Origin of the sequence: Gilliamella sp. BG2 (assembly GCF_046635645.1) — a bacterium.
Taxonomy (GTDB): domain Bacteria; phylum Pseudomonadota; class Gammaproteobacteria; order Enterobacterales; family Orbaceae; genus Gilliamella; species Gilliamella bombi.
Window position 1 is genome coordinate 63,038 of sequence record NZ_JBIDFF010000008.1, and the last position, 26,312, is coordinate 89,349.

The following is a 26,312-nucleotide window of genomic DNA, read 5'->3' on the forward strand; positions in this document are numbered from 1 at the left end:
CATTACCTATTGCTAACTCACACCTTATTGCCATTTACGGTGATAAGCGCCTAATGTTGTTTGTGTGCCTTCTGACACCGAACCAAGCGTATCGATCCAGCGTTGTTCGGCTTGGAATGATTGCGGATTGGCTTTATAGCGATCGATGGCTTGTCGCCACACTTTAGTGACTTGCTCAACATAAGCAGGGCTACGCTGACGGCCTTCTATTTTGACTGATGCAATATTTGCGGCAAACAGTTCAGGCAATAGCTCAATGGTATTTAAACTTGTTGGCTCCTCGATAGGATGATAGAGCTCCTGACCAACAAAATAGCGTCCTTTACATAGCGTTGGATAGCCTGCATTTTCGCCTTTTTTATGGCAATCAATTAACACATTATTCAGCCTTGATTCCAGTCCTTTTTCGGTCTCTTCCCAACGAACAAATTTGGCAGGTGAACAAGCGCCAACGGTATTAGGGGATTCGCCAGTCAAATAAGATGACAAATAGCACCGACCTTCGGCCATAATACACAAGCTACCAAAAGCAAACACCTCGAGTGGAACGGGGGACACTTGTGATAACTGTTTAACTTGATGCATTGAAAGTACGCGTGGCAAAACAATGCGATGTACCTGAAAATTATTATAGTAAAACTTAATCGACTCCTCATTGGTCGACGACGCTTGTACAGAAACATGACGCTCAAGATTAGGGTATTTTTCAGCCGCATAATCAAGCATAGCAAGATCGGCAATAATTAAAGCATCAGCACCAATATTAGCCGCAGTATCAACCGCATATTGCCAACGCTGAAAATTTTCTGGATGGGCAAAAGTATTAATAGCAATATGCAATTTTTTGCCGTGTTTGTGTACATAATCTGAAGCTTCAATCAATCGCTTTTCATTAAAATTTAAACCAGCAAAATGACGGGCATTGGTATCGTCTTTCAAACCAATATAAACAGCATCAGCGCCATTATCAATAGCCACTTTTAATGATGGTAAAGATCCCGCTGGACAAAGAAGTTCCATAATTATTCCTAACTCAATTTTTATAGTTTATACCCTCTGTATTATGCAATAATTCAGAGGGTAATGCGAATAGAAAGCGGTGGTTATGCTTAAAAAATGGATAGTATACTATAACCATTGCCGAAAATATGATATGGGTAATTTAACTTTTATAAATAGCGGAAAAAATACGGTGGAGTAGAAAGTTCAGATATCAAACGCTTAAAAGAACTTGAGACCGAAAATAACAAACTTAAACAGATAATTGCCGAATTGAATTTAAAATCACAGCTTCAGGAAGAAATCATAAAAGAATGTATGCCCATCAAGGAACAAAAACATGGGCAAAAGAACTACAAGCCACTAAATCAATCCAATTGTCATGAGCTCTTAATATTATCAACCTAAGTTATTGGATGATTAATTTAGTATTAAACGATATAGCTGAAAAACATTTGCGCTGTGGTTTCCTAATGAAAGTAAGTTTTCCCGACCGATCGGTTAAAAAGTTATCTATTTCAGCAATACAGCAAGCTTCTAAAAAATGTGCTATGTCCTCTAAAACAGGGAAAATGCATTGAGTCCATTTATTACAGAATTTGGTAACCATATAAACCGTCACCTTTAACAGGTAAATACACAAAATTTAGAATAGTATCTCAACATCCCCTGCTACAATAGTTATTGTGCAAAAAAGTATCCATTAATCATAGATACTTTTTATGCTTGATAACACTCAACCCAGCGTAAGTACTGTAACCAAAAAGGATCGAACTCACATTCAATTTTAACTGATAATGTATTATATCGGTTTGTTATTTGTTTAACTAATTGGAGTACTGACTGTTTATTTCCTACATACCATAGCATATTTCTTACACCTTCACTAAAACTGTTTTGGCAATGAATTCCCCTCTCATCAGCACGTAAAGCAAGATTAATAGCATCTTCTAATTCATAAACAAGTGAAAGTGTCTCTTTACTATCAACATCAACTATAACATTAAGTGCATAACAATAATTTTCATGTCCTAACAAAGAATTAGCCGCTTCATTACGATGCACTAACATTTTAAGATCTGTTAATTCAAATACAATCCATTGATCTTCTTGAATATTAAATATACCGGTATGTTTTAAATCTTCTTTCCATAACCGATCAAAAATAGTTACAAATTGGTTAGCAGGAATTGTGGTAGCACTCTGATCTATCTTTAAAAACTTAACAGCTTCTACTCTAACAGCAAAATCATATTCACCTAATAGATGATCGAGATAGATTAATGCCATCGTTTCTGCCTGTTTTATCATCTCTTCAGGGACTGTCTTAGCAAACATAATACCGATAGATATTTTACGACGACTTTCTTTGTATTGAATTAATAAATCAGTTGCACCTAATGAAAAAGAACTCTCTTTAGATGTTATAACAAATGTATCTACATTATTAATGCGCTGACGAAATGCTTCTACTTCGAAAAACTGAAGATCAGGTGCCTGTCGGAAAATTTCTATTACATATTCGAAGCGTTCAATTTTTCCATCCGCAGTAAAAATAATTTTATGTTTCTTAGTATCCCCTACAGTAATTTCAGCAATGACATCTAACTGATTTTCATCTAATAGATTATTAATATTTTTCATTATATCTAAAATATCAAGTTCATTAAGAGATTGTTCAGAATTTTTTACTTGTTGCCAAAAATCTCGAATCATCGCACTTAAATAATCTTGTGTGCTTTGTTGCTCTTTTGGTGTGTTTTTAATATCAGGTGGTGATTTTTTCCAAAACTTTTTGAAAAACATATACATTACCCTCTTAACTCAATAAAAATCATACAAAAATAGCATTAATAATACACTATATTCATTTAAATTTTATAACTATTAATCATCTAATAAGATAATTAATTAAAATATTAATGATATAATATTCAGCAATATGATTATCAATATTAGACTAAAGTGTTAAATCAATAGCATTATCTTGTTGTAATTTAGTGCTAACTTCAAATTATTTTGAAAATGTTCTAAAAAGATTCAAGATATAGATTTGCCAGTGTTTAGAATTATAGTGCATCACATCCTATCTACTACTTATTCAAGTATTTTATTTAGTTTCTTATTTTTAGTTACTTAATAAGCTGATTTTTTAAATCAGTGAGAGCATTGCTGTTTGTTAAAGCTCTAACTATTTTTTTGAAGAAATTTTTTGGCGAGGATGAGTTATAGCAATTAAGCTTCTGGAGAATATTTTAACATATTGAAAGATTTTTATATTTGTCAGCTTATCCTCGCTTCGTTATCGGCGCATTCTAATGCCAATATTATGATAAAATAATCTTCCTTAAGTATTTCTTTTGTATAAATAATCAGTTTGATTGAGGAATTTATTTTGCTTACTTTTTGCACCATACTTATTTTTTCACTTGCTAGCTTCTAATTTATTATTTTATTAAAATAAAATGATAACTTCATAATTCATTATACTATTCAAACTAAACAATGTTAAAAAAATACTTTTTATTATTCACTTTGTTATTTTGTATCCCAACCTGTTGGGCTGATGGTTTAACAAAAGAGCAGGCGGAAAATCTTGAACTTGCAGGGGTTAAGCTTGGAATAACCGAACTGGAACTGGTTGAATTACTCAAAAACAAATATCACCTTTCTGAAAATGACATAAAAATTAGTGAAATGAAAATGCGATTACCGCCATCAAAAATAGGAAAAAATCGATAGTCGAAGGCACAATCAAAAGCTATGAAATAACTTTAAATGCCAACAATCAAGACGAAAAATTAACAATTAGACTTGAAGATGACTTAGAGCGTAACCCTACCAAATTAGTTGTGTTCAATGTTTATAAAAAAATGACATACACAGCAGAAATAGAGCAGAAAGTTTATAAAGAATTAACCCAAAAATATGGTAAAGAAGAATATAAAAACATAGTAGGGGATAAAATATGGAGCTATAAACCATACGCTTTACATCTATCCCGAGAAACTGACGGTAAGTTTTATGTCGCAATTTTAACCGAAAAATATCGCAAGCAAAAAACAGGATCGCAGTAAAAACGAAATAGTTGCATAAACGGTTAATTTGGCTAAAAAACACCAAAAACTTTAATAAAGTTAATACCTGCATTAACTAATTTTTGCCTAAAAGTTTTTTGTTTTTGTGAATAAATAGGGATGGGTGTAGAGGTGTTAATGTTGGCTAAAACACGATTGAACAAGTGATTTTACTGTTCAATCGTGCTTTTACTATATCAAATTAACCAAAAAACTTTTTCACTTTGTCAAAGAAGCTTTTTTCTTTGGGACTGTGTGTAGAGTTTTTATCAGCTTTAAAGCTTTCACCTAACTCTTTTAGTAACTCTTTTTGTTTACTGGTTAAATTAACTGGTGTTTCAACTACAACATGGCAGTAAAGATCACCGACAGCATTACCACGCAACGATTTTATGCCTTTACCTCGTAGTCGGAACATTTTTCCTGTTTGTGTTTCAGCAGGAATTGTTAAGCTGACCTTGCCATTAAGTGTTGGCACTTCAACTTCGCCACCAAGTGATGCTAATACAATATTAATTGGAATTTCACAATGTAAGTTTGTACCGTCTCGTTCAAAAATAGCATGTGATTTAACTTGCACTTGTACGTATAAATCACCAGATGGCGCACCATTTAATCCAGCTTCACCTTCACCAGAAAGTCGGATACGATTTCCTGTATCAACACCAGCAGGAATAGTAACAGATAATGTTTTTGTTTTTTGTACTCGGCCTTCACCGTGACATTTTTTACATGGATTTTTAACTACTTTACCACGACCATGACAAGTTGGACACTCTTGCTGCACAGCAAAAAAGCCTTGGCGCATTTGTACAACACCGGCACCATGACATGTGTTACACGTTACCACATCAGAAGGCTTTTCGGTTCCTTGTCCATGGCAAGTATCACAGCTTACTAACGTTGGAACTTTAATTTCTTTACTAACACCTGCGGCAGCTTCTTCTAATGTTAGTGTGATATTATATTGTAAGTCATTACCACGAGATACGGTTTGTCCACGACCTCGACCACCACCAAAGAAATCACTGAATATATCGTCAAAAGCTCCGCCGCCAAATCCACCAAAGCCTCCGAATCCTCCTGCACCGCCTTGACCTTGTTCAAAAGCAGCATGGCCATATTGATCATAAGCCGCCTTTTTTTGCGGATCGGTTAGGACTTCGTAAGCTTCTTTTACTTCTTTGAATTTTTCTTCAGCTTCGGCTTTGTTATCCTGATTTTTATCAGGATGATATTTCATGGCTAGGCGTTTATAGGCTTTTTTTATCTCACTTTCACTGGCACTTTTACTGACGCCCAATGTTTCATAATAATCTTTCTTCGCCATAATTAACCTTTATTTTTATGATTTTATAAACAACTAAACGGGCTTGAGTTACCTCGCGCCCGTTTAATGTATTACATGTTTAAAACTCGTTGGAATAACTCATTAAAAAACATAGTAATTAATGATTATTTTTTGTCATCATCAACTTCTTTGAAGTCTGCATCAACAACATCATCTTGCGCATTAGAGCTTCCACTATTTGTTTCTGCACCTTGAGCTGCTTGAGCTTGTTGTTGTGCTAATTCAAGCAATTTTTTAGAAGCTTCCATTAATGCATTAATTTTTGCTTCAATTTCTGCTTTATCTTCGCCACGAGCGGCAGTTTCTAAAGCACTTACGGCATCTTCAATTGCTTTTTTATCATCAGCTGATAACTGATCACCTGCTTCAGTCACTTGTTTACGTGTTGAATGAACTAGATGATCTGCTTGGTTACGAGTTTGAGCTAGTTCTTCAAATTTACGGTCTGCATCGGCATTTGCTTCTGCATCATTAACCATTTTTTGAATCTCTTCTTCACTTAATCCTGATGAGGCTTTAATCGTAATTTTTTGTTCACGTCCAGTATTTTTGTCTTTAGCTGATACATGTAAAATACCGTCAGCATCAATATCAAAAGTAACTTCAATTTGTGGCATACCACGAGGTGCAGGTTGAATACCGTCTAGGTTGAATTGACCTAATGATTTGTTATCACCCGCACGTTTACGTTCGCCTTGTAATACATGAATGGTTACTGCTGATTGATTATCTTCAGCTGTTGAGAACACTTGACTATGTTTTGTTGGAATAGTTGTGTTCTTTTCAATTAAAGTTGTCATTACACCACCCATAGTCTCAATACCTAAAGACAATGGAGTTACATCAAGTAATAATACATCTTTAACATCACCACCAAGTACACCACCTTGAACAGCCGCACCAACAGCAACCGCTTCGTCAGGGTTTACATCTTTACGTGGCTCTTTACCAAAAAAGTCAGCAACCGCTTTTTGAACCATTGGCATACGAGTTTGCCCACCAACAAGAATAACGTCTTTAATGTCAGAAACAGAAAGACCTGCATCTTGTAATGCTGTTTTTACAGGATCCATTGAACGTTTAACTAAATCTTCTACTAATGATTCTAATTTAGCGCGAGTCACTTTAATATTTAAATGTTTTGGACCACTTGCATCAGCAGTGATATAAGGTAAATTAATATCAGTTTGTTGCGCTGATGATAATTCAATTTTCGCTTTTTCTGCCGCTTCTTTTAGTCGTTGCATTGCTAGCGGATCATTTTTTAGATCGAAGTTTTGTTCACGTTTAAATTCGTCAACTAAATAATTGATTAAGCGTGAGTCAAAATCTTCACCACCTAAGTGAGTATCACCATTTGTTGCTAATACTTCAAAGGTTTTTTCGCCATCAACATCGTCAATTTCGATAATAGATATATCAAATGTACCACCACCAAGGTCATAAACCGCAATAGTTCGGTTACCTACATCTTTATCTAAACCATAAGCAAGCGCTGCGGCTGTTGGTTCGTTGATGATACGTTTTACATCAAGTCCTGCAATACGACCAGCATCTTTAGTTGCTTGACGTTGTGCATCGTTAAAATAAGCAGGAACAGTAATAACCGCTTCAGTTACTGCTTCACCAAGATAATCTTCTGCTGTTTTTTTCATTTTTTTCAATACTTCAGCAGAAATTTGTGGCGGTGCAATTTTTTGACCTTTAACATCAACCCATGCGTCGCCATTGTCAGCTTTTACGATCTTATATGGCATGATGCTAACGTCACGTTGTACTTCGGCATCTTCAAAACGACGACCAATTAAACGTTTAATTGCAAATAGTGTATTTTGTGGATTGGTTACTGCTTGACGTTTTGCTGGTTGACCAACTAAGATTTCTCCATCTTGTGTATAAGCAATAATAGAAGGGGTTGTACGATCGCCTTCAGCGTTTTCTAATACTTTTGCTTGACCATTGTCCATTACAGCAACACATGAATTTGTTGTACCTAAATCAATACCAATAATTTTACCCATAATCTTTTCTCCTCAAAACCTGTATTTTATTTCTTGTATATAAGTCTTAAATTTTAATTTTCAAGCCCTTACTTCACAAAGAAATGTTTTTTGTTTTCACATAAATGGGAACGTTATTATTAATATCAAGGGGGTACAAAAAAATTATTTTTCTAAAACCTTGATTATAGCGTTTTCTACACTTATTATTGCCGCTCTTTAATCATCTTACTTAATTTATAGGATCCTTATGGAACAAACAAAACTTGCAAATCCAGGCCCTCTTGGCTTAATGGGATTTGGTATGACAACAATTTTATTGAATATTCATAATGCTGGATTTTTTCCTGCTATGACAGTAATTGTCTCAATGGGTATTTTTTATGGCGGCCTTGCGCAAGTCATTGCTGGTATTTTAGAATTTCGAAAAGGTAATACGTTTGGTACAACGGCATTTACTTCTTATGGTTTCTTTTGGATTGCGTTAGTGGGTATTTGGTATTTACCAACTTCACCAGCGACAGCGCCATCTGATGCCACTTTTGTTGGTATTTTCCTTGCGTTATGGGGAATTTTTACTGGCTTTATGTTTATTGGTACATTAAAAGGCAACCGCGCATTACAATTTGTTTTTGCTAGTTTAACCGTTTTATTTGCTTTATTAGCTATTGGTAATATTTCAGGTAACCATGGCATTATTCATATTGCAGGTTTTGAAGGCATTATTTGTGGAGCAAGTGCTGTTTATTTAGCAATGGCAGAAGTGATTAATGAGCAATTTGGTCGTACGATTTTACCGATTGGTGCACCTAAAGGCGATGCGCATTAATAATTTAATTTAGTCTATCGTTAATAAAAAACGGGGAATATTCCCCGTTTTTTATATCAAATAATTATCGCTAAAATCAATTATTTTTTATAAGCGTCGTTATGAACACCAACCGCCGCACGTCCAGATGGATCGTTTAAATTCTTAAATGATTCATCCCATTCAATTGCTTTAGCAGTTGAACATGCAACAGTTGGACCACCTGGTACACAATGAGCTGCACTTTCAACTGGAAATAGTTCATTGAAAATTTCACGATACATATAAGCTTCTTTCGAAGTTGGCGTATTATATGGGAAGCGGAATTTTGCATTTTCTAATTGCTGATCAGTAATTTTACTTTCTGCAATTTCTTTTAATGTATCAATCCAACTATAACCAACACCATCAGAGAATTGTTCTTTTTGACGCCAAACAACCGATGCAGGTAAGTAAGATTCAAATGCTTCGCGGACAATATGTTTTTCCATTTTGCCATTGCTACCACACATTTTATCTTTTGGATTAATGCGCATTGCGACATCTAAGAATTTTTTATCAAGGAATGGTACTCGAGCTTCAACGCCCCAAGCCGCCATTGCTTTATTCGCACGTGCACAATCATACATATGCAGTGCTGCTAATTTACGTACGGTTTCTTCATGGAACTCTTTAGCATTTGGCGCTTTGTGGAAATAGAGGTAACCGCCGAACACTTCATCAGCACCTTCACCAGAAAGTACCATTTTTATTCCCATTGCTTTGATTTTACGTGCCATTAAATACATTGGTGTTGAAGCACGGATTGTGGTGACATCATAAGTTTCAATGAAATAAATTACGTCACGAATCGCGTCAATACCTTCTTGAATGGTAAAGTTAATTTCGTGGTGAACTGTACCTAGATGATCAGCAACCGCTTGTGCAGCTTTTAGATCAGGAGCACCTTTTAAACCTACAGCAAATGAGTGTAACTGTGGCCACCATGCTTCTGATTTTTCGTGATCTTCAACACGACGTGCTGAGAATTTTTTAGTGATCGCTGAAATGACGGAAGAATCAAGTCCACCTGACAATAAAACACCATATGGCACGTCAGACATTAAATGACTTTTTACAGACTCTTCTAATGCAACACGCAGTGCATTAATATCCGTTTTATTGTCTTTCACATTTTCGTAATCCATCCAGTCACGTTTGTAATACGTTTTGATTTCACCTTCAGTACTAGATAGATAGCATCCTGGAGGGAAAGCTTCAATTGTTTTACAAACAGGTACTAATGCTTTCATTTCAGAGGCAACATAAAATGTGCCATTTTCATCATGACCTGTATACATTGGAATAATACCAATATGGTCACGGCCAATAAAATAGCTGCCTTTATTGATATCATAAAGGATAAAAGCAAACATACCTTGTAATTCATCAAGGCAATCAATACCTTTTTCTTGATATAAAGCAAGAATCACTTCACAGTCAGAACCTGTTTGAAACTCATAACGATCTTTGTACTGATTTCGGAGTTCTTGATGATTATAAATTTCGCCATTTACCGCTAAAACTAGGGTTTTATCTTTATTATAAAGAGGCTGAGATCCTGTATTAACATCTACAATTGATAAACGTTCATGAGCAAGAATTGCTTTATCAGACGCAAAGATACCAGACCAATCAGGACCACGATGACGCTGTAGACATGATAGCTCTAATGCTTTTGTTCGTAGTTGTTCTGGATCTGATTTAATATCAAGAATACCTAAAATCGAACACATTGATTTTCTCCATTTCAAATCGCATAAGCGATACTGTTACAAGTAAAAACTAACTAGATAAATTTTTTTTTATTTTGTTAAACATAAAACAAATATTTAAACAAACAGAATACACATTATTTATACACAATTAAAGCATAATGTGATTATACTTTTCTTACTACTGAAAAAAGTAGCAATTATTTTTTTAACCATTGGCCTTGTCGCTTTATATATTGACCTGCTGGGGTCTTTTCTTGCGCTTTACTACCGGCCTTTTTTTCTACTTCATTTAAAGGGACATTACTTTCAGCTGATACTTTTTGGTATTGTTCTTTACGAGCCTGATTAATTAATTGCGCAATTTCAGAAGCGTTACCTTCGTTTTTCACTACACCTAAATAACCATCAGCCTGTTCACCAACTATCCCTTGAGCTTTGGCTTGGCTTAATGAATCTATTGCTTGATCTAAATTTAATGCAAACGCAGAAAAAGATAACATAACTGAAAATAATGCCAAGGTTGCTTTTTTACAGATATTCATAACAGACTCCTTAATAAATACATCATATTTTATTTATTTAAATGTGAGTATGGGTTTTTAATACTTATAATCAAAAAGACAGATAAAAATAAAACTTATTAATTAATATAATCCAGATTTATTGATTATATTATCTAAAGCTTTATCAACCTTAATATTAATTTCATGGTCTATCTTAACATTTAAATTGATATTAATTGGTTCACTCGGTGCTTGAACTTTAACTGTTGGTGAACATCCCGTTAATACACCTGCTAATATTATAATTGCAATAACATTTCGTACCATAAAATAACCCCTTATTTTGAAGATTTATTTTTTAAATAAGCTTCAATACGTTTACGGATTGGCTCACTAATTTGATCGGATAACTGTAAACTCATGAGCAATTTAGTCATATTTTCTTCAAGGTTGATATTTAAATTAACCGCTTTGCCATTTTCGACATCCAAATTACTGCCTTGAATATTCAATTTTAATTTGGCAATGTCATTAGCGTAATCAACTGAGCCTTGTAACTTAGTATAATGAAAATTTTTAATAATATCAGTGAGTATTTTCATATTGGGGTTATTTTGCCCATAGCTTTTAAGAGCAGAATTTTCAAATTGTAAATAACCCTCGTTGATCGTAACTAACTTGCCATTGTTAATGACAAATTTTAAAGCTGTTTCACCCTTTTTCTTTATCTCTGATAACGTAATAGGTAAAACTCCATCAATTGCACCATCACCAGCAAGCCCTTCAGAAGGATATTGCTTAAAAATATCTTTTAGTTGTATCTGTTTTAACCTTAAATTAAATTGTTGGGGTAATTTAGCTAAATTCAATTTATTTTCTTCAATAAAAACCAAACCAGAGAAGATATTAGCTTGAGCTTTTTTCCATGTAACCGTTCCTTTGTTTGGTGCTTTAAACGAAGCTAAATAGCTTCCAACTAATTTAATCTTTTCAAAAGCGATCCCCATATTTACTTCTTGAATATTTAATACCGGTGTTGAAATAGTAAATTGGTTATCTTTAATAATAATATTGATATCGCCTGTAACCGATTTGATTTCACTAGTTTTATAAATACCATTGAGTTTATTAATGGTTAATGTTGCTATAGCAGATAGTTGGTTACTATCAAATGGAATGTTTGATTTAAGTTGAATATTGAAATCCCCATTGGAAGAACCAAGGATTAAATCATCAGAAAGATTTGCTTTTTCTAAACTAATTGATGCTTTATCCGAAGTTATTAATTCCAATTGATGACTAGATAGCCATCCAGTAAACGGTAAGACTAAATTACTATTTTGTAAACCAAATTGATTTAGGGATGTTTTAAAAAGGCCGTTTTGTATGTCAATCCGCAAAGCCTGTTGATTAAACAACAAAGTGGCAGACAATTGTGTTATTTCTTGGGTATTGGTTGATAAATTAAGTTGTATTGCTTCTTGCTGTTTACTTATATCAACTTTTAAATCTAATCTCGCTTTATTTTGTTCATAAAATCGCAGTGTATCTATATGAATCGTTTTAGGTAACCAATAAATAATAGTTGAAATCAAAGAGAGATCGGGATCAGATTGATTAAGCGTTTCAGTCGTTGTATCAACCGTGTTTTCAATAGTTTCTAAAGCTATTTCAGATTCATTGGGTTGCCAATAAATATCTAAATTGTTTGCAGTTAACTGCGATAATGAAATTGATAAATTTTTAGCAGTTATAGAAACTTGGGATGGTTTACTGACAGTAAGTTCGTCAAAAGTAAGACCTTTAAAGCCAACGCTAGCACCATGCCAATCGACAATAATCCCATTTTTCTGCTTGAAAGTCTGCCAATAATGCCATCCAAACAAGCAAAACAGTATGAGGAAAAATAAGATACTGAGTAAGATCCAATAGCGTTTTTTTAAGCGAACCATAGAAGTTCTCACTTTGACAAAAAGGGTTGCAGGGATTTCCCTGCAGTAAATATATTAATTTTGAGATTGCTCACGTTGATTAATATATGCCAAAGCCTTATCAATTCTAGCAAGCGCTCGTTTTTTGCCTACCGCAAAAACAGTTGCATCAACCGATGGCGATTGCCCGATACCTGTTACAGCAACGCGTAATGGCATGCCAACTTTACCCATACCAACATTAAGCTCGGTTGCAGTTGCTTCAATCGCATGATGAATTTTATCAATTTGCCAATCAAAGTCAGCAATAGCTTCAATTTTTGCTTTAATTGTTTCTAATGGCTGTTTGGCGACTGGGCGCAAATGTTTTTTAGCCGCATCGGCATCATAATCTTCAAAATCTCGATAGCAATAAGCACATGATTCAGCCATCTCTTTAAGCGTTTTACAACGTTCACCAAATAACTTAATAATAGTGATAAGATCAGGACCTTGTGATAAATCATATCCTTGTTGGTTCATATGCCAAATTAAATGTTGAGCAACATAATCCGCATCAAGATGGTTGATATAATGGTGATTTAACCAAAGTAATTTTTCAGTATTAAAGGCACTGGCTGATTTACTAACCGCATCTAATGAAAAATAACTAATCATTTCCGGAACAGAAAATATCTCTTGATCACCGTGTGACCAACCAAGACGCACTAAATAGTTAAGTAATGCTTCGGGCAAATAACCATCATCACGATATTGCATGACACTAACCGCTCCGTGACGCTTAGATAATTTTTGTCCATCATCCCCTAAAATCATTGATACATGACCATATTTAGGAATTGGCGCTCCTAATGCTTCTAGAATATTGATCTGGCGTGGTGTATTGTTGATGTGATCTTCACCACGAATAACATGGGTAATTTCCATATCCCAATCATCAACAACGACACAGAAATTATAAGTTGGTGAACCATCAGTGCGGCGAATAATAAGATCATCAAGCTCTTTATTAGCAATCTCAATTGGACCACGGATTAAATCATTAAAAATAACGGTGCCATCAGTAGGGTTAGCAAAACGAACAACATGTGGCTCATCATGAGTATGCTCTTGTTGTACTGAAGCACAACGGCAATGCCCATCGTAACGCGCTTTTTCACCTTTTGCCATCTGTTCTTCACGCAATTTTTCAAGACGTTCTTTAGAACAGTAGCAACGATAAGCTGTGCCTTTGGCTAACATTTCATCGATGACTTGATTATAACGATCAAAGCGTTTAGTTTGATAATAAGGACCTTCGTCCCATGATAATTTTAACCAATTCATACCTTCCATTATTGCTTCAATCGCTTCAGGCGTTGAGCGCTCAAGATCGGTATCTTCAATGCGTAATACAAATGCACCTTTTGCATGGCGAGTATAAAGCCAAGAATAAAGTGCTGTACGAGCACCACCTACATGTAAATAGCCTGTTGGGCTAGGTGCAAAACGGGTTTTGATTTTCATGAAATAATCCTAATAATAACGAAAATAGAGCTTTAACAACAACACGAATACCAGCACCATTTCCTTTGATTCTGCCATATATTAACAAGCAGAATAATATGTTTGTATCGATTCAATTTAGTTGCTTATTCTAACACGCCGAAAGGTTTCGGCAATAGTTCCATTATAGTTAACAGGTTAATTTAACTTGTTAAAAAGTTTCAGGAAAGTATACGTTTAAGTATAATATCAGCCTTAACTAGACAGATAAGGCTGAATTATTTAGTACGAATTTAGTATGATTAATGTGCTTCATCCCAATTATCACCCACACCTACATCCACTTTTAATGGTATAGATAGTTGGTAACAATTTTCCATGATCGATTTTATTTGGGCTTTATATTGCTCAACTAATTCTTCTTTTACTTCAAATACTAACTCATCGTGTACTTGCATAACCATTCTAATATTACCTACAGGCAAGCTTTTTATCCATTCGCTTACCTTAATCATTGCTGTTTTAATAATATCAGCCGCTGTACCTTGCATTGGAGCATTAATGGCAGCACGCTCAGCACCGCGTCGTTCAATACCACTTCCTGATTTTATTTTAGGAAGATATAAACGTCGACCAGATAGGGTTTCAACATAACCTTGTTCAGCAGCTTGTTGGCGAATTTGGTCCATATACGCTTGAACACCTGGATAGCGCTCAAAATAACGATCGATATAAAACTGAGCTTCTTTACGCGCAATATTAATTTGTTTGGATAAACCAAAGGCGCTCATACCGTAAATTAATCCAAAGTTAACCGCTTTTGCACGTCTTCGCTCTTCAGAAGTCACTTCAGATTCAGTTTTACCCAAAATTTCACTAGCCGTAACACGGTGAATGTCTTTATCATGAGAAAAAGCATAAAGTAAACTTTTATCTTGTGATAGATGCGCCATGATCCGTAATTCAATTTGCGAGTAGTCTGCCGAAATAATTTTATATCCCTTTGGTGCAATAAAAGCTTGGCGAATTCGTCGCCCTTCTTCATTTCGCACTGGGATATGTTGTAAATTTGGCTCATTTGACGACAATCGCCCAGTTACAGTACCAATTTGATTATAATTGGTATGAATACGATGATCGATAGGACTAACCATCAATGGCAATTTATCGGTATAGGTATTTTTTAACTTAGCTAAACTACGATAAAGCAAGATCATGCGTGGCAATTCGTATTGATTAGCTAGCTCACTCAAAACATCTTCACTGGTTGATGGTTCGCCCTTTGGTGTCTTTTTGAGAACTGGTAATTGATGTTTATCAAATAAAAGAGCTTGAATCTGTTTAGGTGATGCTGGATTAAATTTTTCACCTGCCAACAATTGTAACGTTTCTTGAATTTCGTTTAATTTCTTTCTCAATTCACTAGAATGTTTATTTAATAACTTGACATCAATCAAAACGCCTGTTCGTTCCATTTCTGCTATCAAAGTGGTGAGAGGCATTTCAATATCTGTGAATAGAGCTTTTAATTTTTCATCTTTTTCAAGATCTGGCCATAATTTATTATGCAATTGTAAGGTAACATCAGCATCTTCAGCAGCATATTGTGTGGTTTTTTCCACATCAATATTATCAATAGTAACCTGAATTTTATCAAATTTAGTTAATTCATCATAAGTAATGGTTTTATGATCCAAATAACGATTGGCCAAACTATCCATATCATGACGGTCAGTACTATTTAATACATAAGATTCAATCATAGTATCAAACGCAATCCCTTGTATGGTTATGCCATAATTTGCTAGCACGCTGTAATCAAATTTTGCATTTTGGGCAATTTTTTTGATTTCTGGATTTTCAAATATTGGTTTTAATTTAGCTAATACATCATCTAGTGGTAATTGCTTAGGAACACCTAAATACTGATGAGAAAGTGGAATATAAGCCGCTTGATGAGGTTCAACACTTAATGATATACCAACTAATTTAGCATGCACGTGATCAACATTATCTGTTTCAGTATCAAAAGCAAATAGTCCGCTATTTGTTAATTTTGTGATCCATTCATCTAATTGCTTTTCAGTTAATATACACTGGTAATCAGTCTCTCTTTTTTGTGTTGTTGTTTGTTCTTCTTGAATGAAGTAATTATCATCACCTTCTATAACTTGATTTTTCTGCTGATTTAAAAAAGTACCAGCCATTAATTCTTTTTGCCAACGATGAAAACCATAATAATTAAATAATTCAACTAGAGCCTTAACATCAATATCACCTACCAATAATTGTTCATTGGAAAAATCTAACTTAACATCAGTTTTGATTGTTGCAAGTAAATAAGAAAGATCGGCATCATTTTGATTATCAATCAATTTCTGTTTTAAAGATTTAGCGCCTCGGATCTTCAATTTTTCAATATCGTCTAACCGATTATAAATATCTTCTACACCATCAAATTCAGATAACAAACTTTGTGCTGTCTTTTCACCTATACCTGGTACGCCAGGAATATTATCAGACGAATCGCCTCTTAAAGCTAAATAATCAATAATTTTTTCTGGCGGAACACCAAATTTCTTTATTACCCCTTGTGAATCTAATTGGGTATTATTCATCGTATTAATCAATGTAATTCTATCGCTCACTAGCTGTGCCATATCTTTATCACCAGTACTGATTAATACTTCTAGATTCTCCCTCTCAGCCTGTCTTGCTAATGTACCAATTACATCATCTGCTTCAACACCTTCAATACAAAGTAATGGTAATCCCATGGCTTTCAAAATAGTATGAATAGGTTCGATTTGCGGACGAAGATTTTCAGGCATTTCATCTCGCGTGGCTTTATATTCATTATAAAGCTCATTGCGAAATGATCCTCCTTTTGCATCAAAAACCACGGCAATATGTGTAGGATTGTACTGATTAATTAAACTACGAACCATATTAACCACACCAAAAATAGCGCCTGTAGGCTCACCTTTAGCATTGGTTAATGGTGGACAAGCAAAAAAAGCACGATAAAGATAAGATGATCCATCAATTAAAATAATCGGTGTATTATTTGGCATTATGGTTACCTAAACATTATTTAATTTAATGGCTGATAGTATAACACCTAATTGGCAATAATATTCTTACCAAGTCAACAATATAATGTAAAAAAGTTTCAGGTAACACTATGTTTCAGTATAAAATCATGTGTAAACAACTGTATATTGCGCAATGAGTGTTATATAATAACGCATTCATTTTCGCTTGAGTATGTAATAAATGACACAATTAAGCCCTGCCGCGCAAAAAGTCAAAGAAGCCCTTGCAGCTAAAAATCTTGAAACACCATTATGCCGTCTAGTTATAGATAATAATGAGCGTAAAGCAAAAATCGAGTCGCATTTTCGTGAAATTATGAAGCTAATGGAACTTGATCTATCTGATGATAGCCTTGCACAAACTCCTCACCGCGTGTCGAAAATGTATGTTGATGAGATTTTTTCTGGTCTTTATTACGAAAATTTTCCAAAAATTACGTTAATCGAAAATAAAATGCAAGTTGATGAAATGATAACGGTTCGCGATATTACACTAACTAGTGTCTGTGAACACCATTTTGTCACAATAGACGGTAAAGCAACGGTTTCTTATATTCCCAAAGATAAAGTCATTGGTTTATCGAAAATTAATCGAATTGTAACTTTTTTTTCCCAACGTCCTCAAGTACAAGAAAGATTAACACAACAAATTTTAGTGGCACTACAAACACTACTAGGTACGGTTAATGTAGCGGTTTCTATTGATGCAACCCATTATTGCGTTAAAGCCCGAGGCATTAAAGACTCCAATAGTATTACAACAACAACTGCCCTCGGAGGCGGGTTTAAAACAAACCCAAGCACAAGGCAAGAATTTTTGCGAGCACTAAACCATTATTAATTTTATAAATGGGTATGTTTGAATCACAACAGTTTAAAGTATGACCGAGTCACTTAGCATTTTATCTCAAACAGTGAAAATGCTTGAAGAAAAGCGACAAAATCTAACTTTATATTGCGTGCATCTTCAAGAAAGATTGGTATAATTCTTGGTTACTTAATATAAATAACATTGTTTTCATGAAGATTATCCGTGGTATAACTAATCTAAAAAATCAGTTTTCTCAATGTGTTCTAACCTTGGGAAATTTTGATGGCGTGCATTTAGGACATCAACAATTAATTAACCATATTATTAAACAAGGTAAAAAACTCAATCTTCCCACTGTTGTGATGTTATTTGAGCCGCAACCACTAGAGTTTTTTGCCCAAGATAATGCGCCGTCACGTTTAACTTCATTTCATGAAAAAGTTATTTTTATTGAAAAATTAGGTATCGACTATATTATTGCTATTCCATTTACCCAAACTTTTGCCAATATGTCTGCCGATCATTTTATTCAAGATTGGTTGATCAATAAGCTACAAGCTAAATACATTACAATTGGTGATGATTTTCGGTTCGGATTTGAACGTAAAGGGGATATCAACCTTCTACAACAATATTCGCGAAATCATGATTTTGTAGTAGAAAGCATACCAACATTTGTTTGGAATAATTTTCGTATAAGTAGTACTGCTATTCGCCAAGCACTTTTGAATAGTGATTTTGAATTGGCTCATTGTCTATTAGGTCGTGATTATACAATTCAAGGTCGCGTAGTTCATGGCAATGCTTTAGCAAGGGAATTGGGATTTCCAACAGCAAATATTCACTTACATCGAAAAAAGCCTGCACTACAAGGAGTCTATTTTGTTAAAGTCAAAAATATCTGCAATAATCAGCATTATAACGGTATTGCCAATATTGGGATAAGACCAACTATTAATGGAAAAACCGCAATACTTGAAGTAAATCTTTTTGACTTTTCGGGTAATATATATGGACAATATTTAGACATAACGTTCATCAAAAAAATACGCGATGAGAAAAAATTTGACTCATTAGCAGAATTAAAACAACAAATTACACAAGATATTTGCACTGCGAAAAAGATCAGTGCAAAATTAACCAATAATAAAGTAGTATCAACACATTTAACTGGAATAAATCAGCATGACAGACTATAAAAATACATTGAATCTACCGGAAACTGGATTCCCAATGCGAGGTGATCTTGCTAAACGCGAACCAGCAATGTTACAAAATTGGTACGATAAAGAACTTTATCGCAAAATTCGCTTGGTCAAAAAAGGTAAAAAAAACTTTATTCTGCATGATGGCCCTCCTTATGCAAACGGAAAACTACATATTGGTCACGCCGTTAATAAAATCCTTAAAGATATTATTATCAAATCAAAAGGGTTAAGCGGTTATAATTCCCCTTATATTCCAGGATGGGATTGTCATGGCTTACCGATTGAACAAAAAGTTGAAGAGCAAGTAGGAAAACCAGGTGTAAAAGTAACACCTGCTGAGTTTCGTCAAATTTGCCGCGATTATGCCGCTTCACAAGTTGAACTACAAAAAGCTGATTTTATCCGTATGGGCGTACTAGGTGATTGGCAAAACCCTTACCGTACAATGGACTACAATACCGAAGCGAATATTATCCGTGCGTTAGGTAGAGTGATAAAAAACGGTCATTTAGTTAAAGGCGCTAAACCTGTTTATTGGTGTACCGATTGTATGTCATCTTTAGCCGAAGCAGAAGTTGAATATTATGATAAATCATCGCCAGCAATTGATGTGAAATTTAAAGCTGTTGATAATCAAGCTGTAGCAAATAAATTTGGTATCAATACTGATTTAACCATTTATGCTGTTATCTGGACAACCACGCCTTGGACATTACCAGCTAGCCGAGGGATAGCTTTAAATGCCGATTTTGAATATCAACTTGTTCAAATCAATGATAAAGAGTGCTTAATTTTAGCAACTGATTTAGTTGAGTCTGTGATGCAACGTGCCAATATCGACCAATGGAAAGTATTAGGTAGCTGCCAAGGTAATGCTCTTGAGTTGTTACGTTTTAAACACCCATTCCTTGATTTTGATGAACCAGTTGTACTTGGCGAACACGTTACAATTGATGCAGGTACAGGAGCTGTGCATACCGCACCAGGACATGGTACAGAAGACTTTATGGTCGGTCAAAAATATGGTCTTGAAGTGGCAAATCCAGTTGGTGGTAATGGTTGTTACTTGCCTGGAACGGGCGCTGGTCTCGATGGGTTATTTGTCTTTAAAGCGAATAAAGTTGTCGTTGAAATGTTAAAAGAACATAACGCACTATTACACTTTGAAAATATTGAACATAGCTATCCATGTTGTTGGCGTCATAAAACACCGGTTATTTATCGTGCTACACCACAATGGTTTATTAGCATGGATAAACAAGGTCTGCGAACGCAATCATTAAAAGAAATTAAACAAGTTCGTTGGATCCCTGATTGGGGACAAGCGCGCATTGAAACTATGGTTACTAATCGCCCTGATTGGTGTATTTCTCGCCAACGCACATGGGGTGTACCTATGACGTTGTTTGTTCACAAAGAGACCGAAGAACTTCATCCTGATACACTAGCATTAGTTGAAAAAGTTGCACAGTTAGTTGAAAAAGATGGCATTCAAGCTTGGTGGGATGCTGATATTAAAGATCTTTTAGGTCCTGATGCTGATGATTATCGTAAAGTACCTGATACGTTAGATGTTTGGTTTGACTCAGGATCAACATTCTCTTCTGTTGTGCGTGCACGCCCTGAATTTGAAGGACATGATGCAGAACTTTATTTAGAAGGTTCAGATCAACATCGTGGTTGGTTTATGTCTTCATTAATGTTATCAACAGCAATTGATAATAAAGCCCCTTATAAACAAGTATTAACACATGGTTTTGTGGTTGACGGTCAAGGCCGTAAAATGTCTAAGTCACTAGGTAATATTGTGACACCACAAGAAGTGATGAACAAACTTGGGGCTGATATTTTACGCCTATGGATTGCATCGACCGATTATTCAGGCGAAATGAGTTATTCGGAAGAAATTATCAAACGGGCTGCCGATAGTTATCGCCGTATTCGTAATACCGCACGTTTTTTACTGGCGAATTTAAATGGATTTGATCCAACTAAAGATATGGTAAAACCAGAAGATATGGTTGTTCTTGATCGCTGGGCAGTTAGTATGGCAAAAGAAGCACAAGAACAAATTATTCAGGCTTATGAAAATTACGATTTCCATAAAGTTGTACAACGTATTATGCAATTTTGCTCAATCGAAATGGGATCATTCTATTTAGATATTATTAAAGATCGCCAATACACAGCAAAAAGTGATAGTATTGCCCGTCACAGTTGCCAAACTGCTTTATATCATATTGCGCAAGCAATGGTTCGTTGGATTGCACCTATTTTATCATTCACTGCTGATGAAATTTGGCAATATCTGCCAATGGCTGATAAACAAGAATTTGTTTTTGAAGATGAGTGGTATACAGCACTATTTACATTGCCAGAAAGCGAAGCATTAAATAGCGAATATTGGGCTCAGATTTTAGCCATTCGTAGCGAAGTGAATAAAGTGCTTGAACAAGGTCGTAATGATAAAGTGATTGGTGGTGCACTTGAAGCTGCTGTTACGCTTTATGCTGATAAAGATATTGCAGCAACATTAGCTAAATTAGAAAACGAATTACGCTTTGTATTACTAACATCACAAGCTAGCGTAAAACCATTACAAGAAGCACCTGAAAATGCAGTGCAAAGCGATATTCAAGGACTAAAAATTGAACTTGCTAAAGCACAAGGTGATAAATGCCCTCGTTGCTGGCACTATACCATCGATAATGAGCCAACATCACATTTATGTAAGCGTTGTGAAGAAAACATTCACGGCAAAGGCGAGGTAAGGCATTTCGCATAGCAACCTATTTAGTAAATTAAATGGAGCTATGCCAATCCCTTAAGCAATCTAGTACCTTTTGCGCCGACGATTGTCGGCGGAAACATAATAATGAGCACAAACTATATGAAAAAAGATAATGGACTTTACTGGTTATTATTTGCAATCATTGTTTTTATCATTGATATCGCAAGTAAATTTTGGATTATAAATAATTTCTCGCTATTTGAATCAGTGAATTTTTTGCCATTCTTCTCTATCACTTATGTACGCAATATTGGCGCTGCCTTTAGCATTTTTGAAGGGCAACGTATGATGCTTGCTGCTATCGCTTTAATTATCAGTGCCGTGATAGTACGTATGTTATACCGCAACACTCGCCAACAAAAATTAGAGAACTTGTCGTTATCAATGATTTTAGGCGGTGCATTAGGTAATTTATTTGATCGTCTTTATCATGGATTTGTGATTGACTTTTTAGATGTCAATTTTGGTGACTGGCACTATCCAACTTTTAATATTGCTGACTGTGCAATCTGCGTTGGTATTGGACTATTTATTTTCAGTAATTATAAAAAACCAAAGAAGACTGTATAGTATGCAAATTATTTTGGCCAATCCTCGCGGTTTTTGCGCTGGTGTTGATCGTGCTATCACAATTGTTGAACGCGCACTAGAATTGTTTGGCGCACCAGTTTATGTCCGTCACGAAGTAGTACACAATCGCTATGTCGTTAATCGCCTAAAAGAATTAGGGGCAATTTTCATTGAAGATATTAGCGAAGTACCCGATAACTCAATTCTTATCTTTTCAGCGCATGGGGTGTCTAAAGCTATCCGTGAGGAAGCCAAACAACATAAACTCCGTGTTTTTGATGCCACTTGCCCACTTGTAACCAAAGTACATATGGAAGTGGCTAGATCGAGTTATCGTGGTGAAGAAGTTATTTTAATTGGCCATGCTGGGCATATTGAAGTAGATGGTACAATGGGACAATATAGCAATCCCGAAGGTGGTATTTATTTAATCGAATCAATTGATGATGTAAAAAAGCTACAGGTAAAAAACGAAAATAATCTTTGCTTTACCACTCAAACAACGTTATCCGTTGATGATACGGCTCAAATTATAGATGCTTTAAAAAAACGTTTTCCTAATATTCGCAGCCCACGCAAAAATGATATCTGCTATGCCACAACCAATCGCCAGCAAGCAGTGAAACAATTATCATCACGCGCAGACATTGTTTTAGTCGTAGGTTCTAAAAATTCGTCTAATTCAAATCGCCTAGCCGAGCTAGCAAGGCGAAACAGCAAACAAGCTTATTTAATTGATTTTGCATCTGACATCCAAAAAGAGTGGTTAATAAACACACATACGATCGGCGTAACAGCAGGAGCTTCTGCGCCTGAGATTTTAGTACAGCAGGTGATTGATCATTTAAAAAACTTAGGTTGTACATCGCTTATTGAGACAGATGGCATTTTAGAAAATATCACTTTTGAAATTCCAAAAGAACTTCGAATTGATATTAAATTAAACTGAGTTAAGAAGACTTAAGCCCCTCAAATTTTACTAATAACTCTTCTTTTGTTTCAATATGTTCAGGATCCGCAATAATGGCATTTTGAATAGGGCAGACTCGCTGACAAGTCGAATGATCATAATAACCGACACATTCTGTACATTTATTGGGATCAATTTCATAAGTATCAAACCCCATTGAGATTGCCTCATTTGGGCACTCAGGCTCACACATGTCACAATTAATACATTTATTGGTTATTTTTAACGCCATTGCTATTCTAACTTTACTAATTAAAAAATTAGCGCCATTATAGCGTAATCACCAATAAATCCGAATAAAGATCGCATTATCGCTTATTGAGTAGTTCAATCTTTGCAAAGAATTTTTAGAAAATCATACTGCTTGTTTTCGTATTTATATTCAACATGAAGTCTTTCACTATTATAGATGGCTAATCATTCTTCAGTTACTATCCTTGCTTGTTAATGGAGAATGATATCCTAAAGCAAGCGGCGTTGATAATGGGAAGAAAATCGAGTTAATTTTACATAATAAGCATCGATACAGCTTACGTGCATTATGTCGATGTTTAAATGTAACCCGAAATCGTTTCTATTATCAACGGCAATTAACGCAGCAATCACAAGATATATCACTGAGTGAAATAGTGGGTGAAATTTTTAATACTAATTATCGTGCTTATGGTACAAGGCGTTTGCAAGCAGAGATGAGAAAGCAAGGCATAACCGTATCTCGACGCCGAATAGGTCGAATCATGGCGAAAAATGGCTGGGTTTCGAAATACACCTGTAAAAAATATTGTATTCATACAGAAAAAAGCAATGAATCGCTGGTGGGGAATGAACTGAATCGAGAATTTAATATAGGTCAACCACGAAAGATATTGGTGACCGATTTAACCTATGTAAGGGTTAAACAACGTTGGCACTACCTTTGTGTAATTGTTGATATCAGTAATCGAGAAATAGTGGGGCGAAGTGCTGGCAGGCATAAAACAGCGGCACTGGTCATGCAAGCTATGAGTCAAATTCCAATGAACTTACAGACGATTGAGTTGTTTCATTCTGATAGAGGAAAAGAGTTTGATAATCATTTAATTGATGAATGTTTAACAGCATTTGGAATTAAACGGTCGTTAAGTCGCAAAGGCTGCCCCTATGATAACGCAATTGCAGAAAGCACATTCAAAGCAGTGAAAACAGAATTTGTGTCAAATACTATTTTTGATTCACTGGCGCAACTTAAATTGGAATTTAATCACTATGTGGATTGGTTTAATTATAATCGAATTCATTCAACATTAAATTACCAGTCGCCGATTGAATACAAAAGAAATCGATGACCTTATCTTTTTGGTACTAAAAAGTGTGGACATACCAAAACACATATTATTCATGACTGTTACTACAAAACGAGGAAGCAGGCTAATAAAGCACTATTTGAATATATTGAAATCTATTATAATCGGATACGCCGTCATTCAGCCAATGGCTGGGTATCACCTGAACAATATGAACAACAATATTACCAAAACGAAAAAATGATAGAGGCGGGCACTGTCTAATATTTTGGCGAGGATCACCCCTTTTACTTTTATCATTGAGAATTTTCTACTTTTTTGCTGTACTATTTTAGGGGATAGTTATACAGGCATTTATTCCGATAAATCCCAATTTAGCCCAGCACTCTTATAAAATATGATGTGTTAAGCAAAAGTTTTTATACTATTAAATGTATTTATTTAGAATCAGCAAGTAATTAGCGATTCAAAAGATAGGAGTATAAAACCTAAAGAGAGTTCTTTCTTATTTAGGCGCAGCTGATATTATTAATTCAATATAAAAAGGAAGTTATTGTAAAATATCTATCAATATTTTGCTAAGACCATTTTCCCCAAAAACTTATAAAACTTATTGCTTGCTTTAATTGGAAAAAATTTATCGGTTAAATTTTAAAGGTCAATAATGGTGGGTCGTGAGCGATTCGAACGCTCGACCAACGGATTAAAAGTCCGCTGCTCTACCGACTGAGCTAACGACCCATTTGTTAAAAATGGCTGTGCGCTTAACAGCTGAAACGATAAGTAATTTCGGGGTGCTATAATACTTACAATTGTATTACTACGCAACCACTTTATTGCTACATTTTTCTAATCGCTGATTATTTATACATTTTATTTTAGTGACGCTAACTTTTTATTAGCAAGCACTACCGCATTCTTATCTTTTGGGTATTTATTCACTACTTGTTGAAAAACAGTTTTAGCTTTTTTGGTATCTCCTTTATCAAGTAAAATTAACCCCACTTTATAAAGACTATCAGCAGCTTTGGAAGAAGACGGAAAATCTTTTACTACAGTAGCATAATAAAATGAAGCATCATTTTTTTTACTTTGTTTATATAAAAGCTGACCTAGCCAATAGTTAACATTAGCTCGATAACTAGACTTTGGATAAGATTTCAGATGTTTTTTAAAGGCATCAATAACCTCGTTATTTTGCTTGCCTTCATTAACAAATCGGATTATAAAATTATAATCCGCTTTATCATCGCCAGTAGTTACCCATCCAGATAAATCTGATGAAGATTTGGACAAAGTAGGATCTGAAGATGTTTTTGAACTATATCCTTCTCCTTGTAAATCAAAATCGGTATTTGAAGAAAATCCTGAACTATTAGTCATTTGTTGAAGAATCATTTTCTGGCGTTCAATTATCTGATTAAGTTGATATTTTGTCTCTTCTAACTGACCACGAAGAGTATCTACATCTGCTTGCAAATCGCTAATTTTTTGTTGGTTTTCAATCAATAGCTGTCCTTGTGCTTGAACCGTTTGATCAATGTCGGAACTACTTGCTGCACAACCAGTAAATAAAAGGAATAAAAGTAATGTGAGTATTTTTTTATGCATATTATATAAGACTCAGTGTAAACTTAAAATTAAAAACGGCTGAATAATCAGCCGCTATAAGA

21 protein-coding genes, 1 tRNA gene and 1 pseudogene are annotated in these 26,312 nt (G+C 34.9%); 10 read left to right on the forward strand and 13 right to left on the reverse strand.

Annotation, left to right across the window (positions count from 1 at the left end; genetic code table 11):
- Positions 1–24 precede the first annotated feature (24 nt).
- Both ACGH6Q_RS05060 and ACGH6Q_RS05065 read right to left on the reverse strand, forming a co-directional pair.
- Positions 25–1,020, reverse strand: coding sequence for a peptidase U32 family protein (locus tag ACGH6Q_RS05060; RefSeq protein WP_065590577.1), 996 nt, complete (start codon positions 1,018–1,020; stop codon positions 25–27).
- Positions 1,021–1,719: 699 nt separating this feature from the next.
- Positions 1,720–2,805 (reverse strand): hypothetical protein, encoded by a 1,086-nt coding sequence (locus ACGH6Q_RS05065; protein WP_411592176.1) that lies wholly within the window; start codon positions 2,803–2,805, stop codon positions 1,720–1,722.
- A gap of 699 nt (positions 2,806–3,504) precedes the next feature.
- Here ACGH6Q_RS05065 and ACGH6Q_RS05070 point away from each other — a divergent pair.
- Entirely contained in the window at positions 3,505–3,741 is a 237-nt protein-coding gene (locus tag ACGH6Q_RS05070) for a hypothetical protein (protein WP_411592178.1), read from the forward strand.
- A gap of 131 nt (positions 3,742–3,872) precedes the next feature.
- On the forward strand, positions 3,873–4,076 hold the full coding sequence (locus tag ACGH6Q_RS05075) for a hypothetical protein (RefSeq protein WP_411592179.1): 204 nt from the start codon (positions 3,873–3,875) through the stop codon (positions 4,074–4,076).
- A 202-nt stretch (positions 4,077–4,278) separates the two neighbouring features.
- Here the strand turns inward: ACGH6Q_RS05075 and dnaJ are convergent, their stop codons facing one another.
- Entirely contained in the window at positions 4,279–5,406 is a 1,128-nt protein-coding gene (gene dnaJ, locus ACGH6Q_RS05080) for a molecular chaperone DnaJ (protein ID WP_411592180.1), read from the reverse strand.
- 125 nt (positions 5,407–5,531) lie between these two features.
- Positions 5,532–7,448, reverse strand: coding sequence for a molecular chaperone DnaK (dnaK, locus tag ACGH6Q_RS05085; RefSeq protein WP_065559975.1), 1,917 nt, complete (start codon positions 7,446–7,448; stop codon positions 5,532–5,534).
- A gap of 229 nt (positions 7,449–7,677) precedes the next feature.
- Between dnaK and satP the strand changes: the two genes are divergently transcribed.
- Positions 7,678–8,256: an acetate uptake transporter gene (gene satP / locus ACGH6Q_RS05090; RefSeq protein ID WP_411578771.1), complete on the forward strand. Its 579-nt coding sequence runs from the start codon at positions 7,678–7,680 to the stop codon at positions 8,254–8,256.
- Between the two features lie 80 nt (positions 8,257–8,336).
- Here the strand turns inward: satP and asnB are convergent, their stop codons facing one another.
- From asnB to polA, 6 genes are all read right to left on the reverse strand, one after another.
- A complete protein-coding gene (gene asnB, locus ACGH6Q_RS05095) occupies positions 8,337–10,010 on the reverse strand; it encodes an asparagine synthase B (protein ID WP_034911264.1) in 1,674 nt (557 codons plus the stop codon).
- A 179-nt stretch (positions 10,011–10,189) separates the two neighbouring features.
- Entirely contained in the window at positions 10,190–10,534 is a 345-nt protein-coding gene (locus ACGH6Q_RS05100) for a YdbL family protein (RefSeq protein WP_411592182.1), read from the reverse strand.
- Positions 10,535–10,636: 102 nt separating this feature from the next.
- Positions 10,637–10,822 (reverse strand): YnbE family lipoprotein, encoded by a 186-nt coding sequence (locus ACGH6Q_RS05105; protein WP_034911268.1) that lies wholly within the window; start codon positions 10,820–10,822, stop codon positions 10,637–10,639.
- 11 nt (positions 10,823–10,833) lie between these two features.
- Positions 10,834–12,447, reverse strand: coding sequence for a YdbH domain-containing protein (locus tag ACGH6Q_RS05110; protein WP_296302897.1), 1,614 nt, complete (start codon positions 12,445–12,447; stop codon positions 10,834–10,836).
- 54 nt (positions 12,448–12,501) lie between these two features.
- Positions 12,502–13,932 (reverse strand): glutamate--tRNA ligase, encoded by a 1,431-nt coding sequence (gene gltX / locus ACGH6Q_RS05115; protein WP_174799202.1) that lies wholly within the window; start codon positions 13,930–13,932, stop codon positions 12,502–12,504.
- 281 nt (positions 13,933–14,213) lie between these two features.
- The gene (gene polA, locus ACGH6Q_RS05120; protein WP_085165603.1) at positions 14,214–16,985 is read right to left on the reverse strand and encodes a DNA polymerase I; all 2,772 of its coding nucleotides are present in this window, start codon (positions 16,983–16,985) and stop codon (positions 14,214–14,216) included.
- Positions 16,986–17,187: 202 nt separating this feature from the next.
- Between polA and folE the strand changes: the two genes are divergently transcribed.
- The 5 genes from folE (at position 17,188) to ispH (ending at position 23,335) form a co-directional block, all read left to right on the forward strand.
- A complete protein-coding gene (gene folE / locus ACGH6Q_RS05125; protein WP_034911276.1) occupies positions 17,188–17,847 on the forward strand; it encodes a GTP cyclohydrolase I FolE in 660 nt (219 codons plus the stop codon).
- A 179-nt stretch (positions 17,848–18,026) separates the two neighbouring features.
- On the forward strand, positions 18,027–19,016 hold the full coding sequence (gene ribF, locus ACGH6Q_RS05130; protein ID WP_174799196.1) for a bifunctional riboflavin kinase/FAD synthetase: 990 nt from the start codon (positions 18,027–18,029) through the stop codon (positions 19,014–19,016).
- Positions 19,003–21,810 carry an isoleucine--tRNA ligase gene (ileS, locus tag ACGH6Q_RS05135; protein ID WP_411592185.1) on the forward strand — a complete coding sequence of 936 codons (2,808 nt, stop codon included), beginning with the start codon at positions 19,003–19,005 and terminating at the stop codon, positions 21,808–21,810. Before ribF ends, ileS begins: the two co-directional genes overlap by 14 nt.
- A 90-nt stretch (positions 21,811–21,900) precedes the next feature.
- The gene (gene lspA, locus ACGH6Q_RS05140; RefSeq protein WP_411592187.1) at positions 21,901–22,386 is read left to right on the forward strand and encodes a signal peptidase II; all 486 of its coding nucleotides are present in this window, start codon (positions 21,901–21,903) and stop codon (positions 22,384–22,386) included.
- 1 nt (position 22,387) lies between these two features.
- The gene (ispH, locus tag ACGH6Q_RS05145) at positions 22,388–23,335 is read left to right on the forward strand and encodes a 4-hydroxy-3-methylbut-2-enyl diphosphate reductase (RefSeq protein ID WP_065589775.1); all 948 of its coding nucleotides are present in this window, start codon (positions 22,388–22,390) and stop codon (positions 23,333–23,335) included.
- 1 nt (position 23,336) lies between these two features.
- Here ispH and ACGH6Q_RS05150 read toward each other — a convergent pair whose 3' ends face one another.
- Complete coding sequence (locus tag ACGH6Q_RS05150; RefSeq protein WP_034911286.1) at positions 23,337–23,588, reverse strand: YfhL family 4Fe-4S dicluster ferredoxin; 252 nt, start codon at positions 23,586–23,588, stop codon at positions 23,337–23,339.
- Positions 23,589–23,850: 262 nt separating this feature from the next.
- Here ACGH6Q_RS05150 and ACGH6Q_RS05155 point away from each other — a divergent pair, with 262 nt between their 5' ends.
- Both ACGH6Q_RS05155 and ACGH6Q_RS05160 read left to right on the forward strand, forming a co-directional pair.
- Entirely contained in the window at positions 23,851–24,681 is an 831-nt protein-coding gene (locus tag ACGH6Q_RS05155; protein WP_411592199.1) for an IS3 family transposase, read from the forward strand.
- Positions 24,682–24,696: 15 nt separating this feature from the next.
- Positions 24,697–24,903 (forward strand): annotated as a pseudogene (locus ACGH6Q_RS05160) (IS3 family transposase); the annotation flags it as partial.
- 401 nt (positions 24,904–25,304) lie between these two features.
- Here ACGH6Q_RS05160 and ACGH6Q_RS05165 read toward each other — a convergent pair.
- Both ACGH6Q_RS05165 and ybgF read right to left on the reverse strand, forming a co-directional pair.
- Positions 25,305–25,380: transfer RNA gene (locus ACGH6Q_RS05165), tRNA-Lys, on the reverse strand.
- A 132-nt stretch (positions 25,381–25,512) separates the two neighbouring features.
- Entirely contained in the window at positions 25,513–26,250 is a 738-nt protein-coding gene (gene ybgF, locus ACGH6Q_RS05170) for a tol-pal system protein YbgF (RefSeq protein ID WP_034914776.1), read from the reverse strand.
- Between the last annotated feature and the right edge of the window lie 62 nt (positions 26,251–26,312).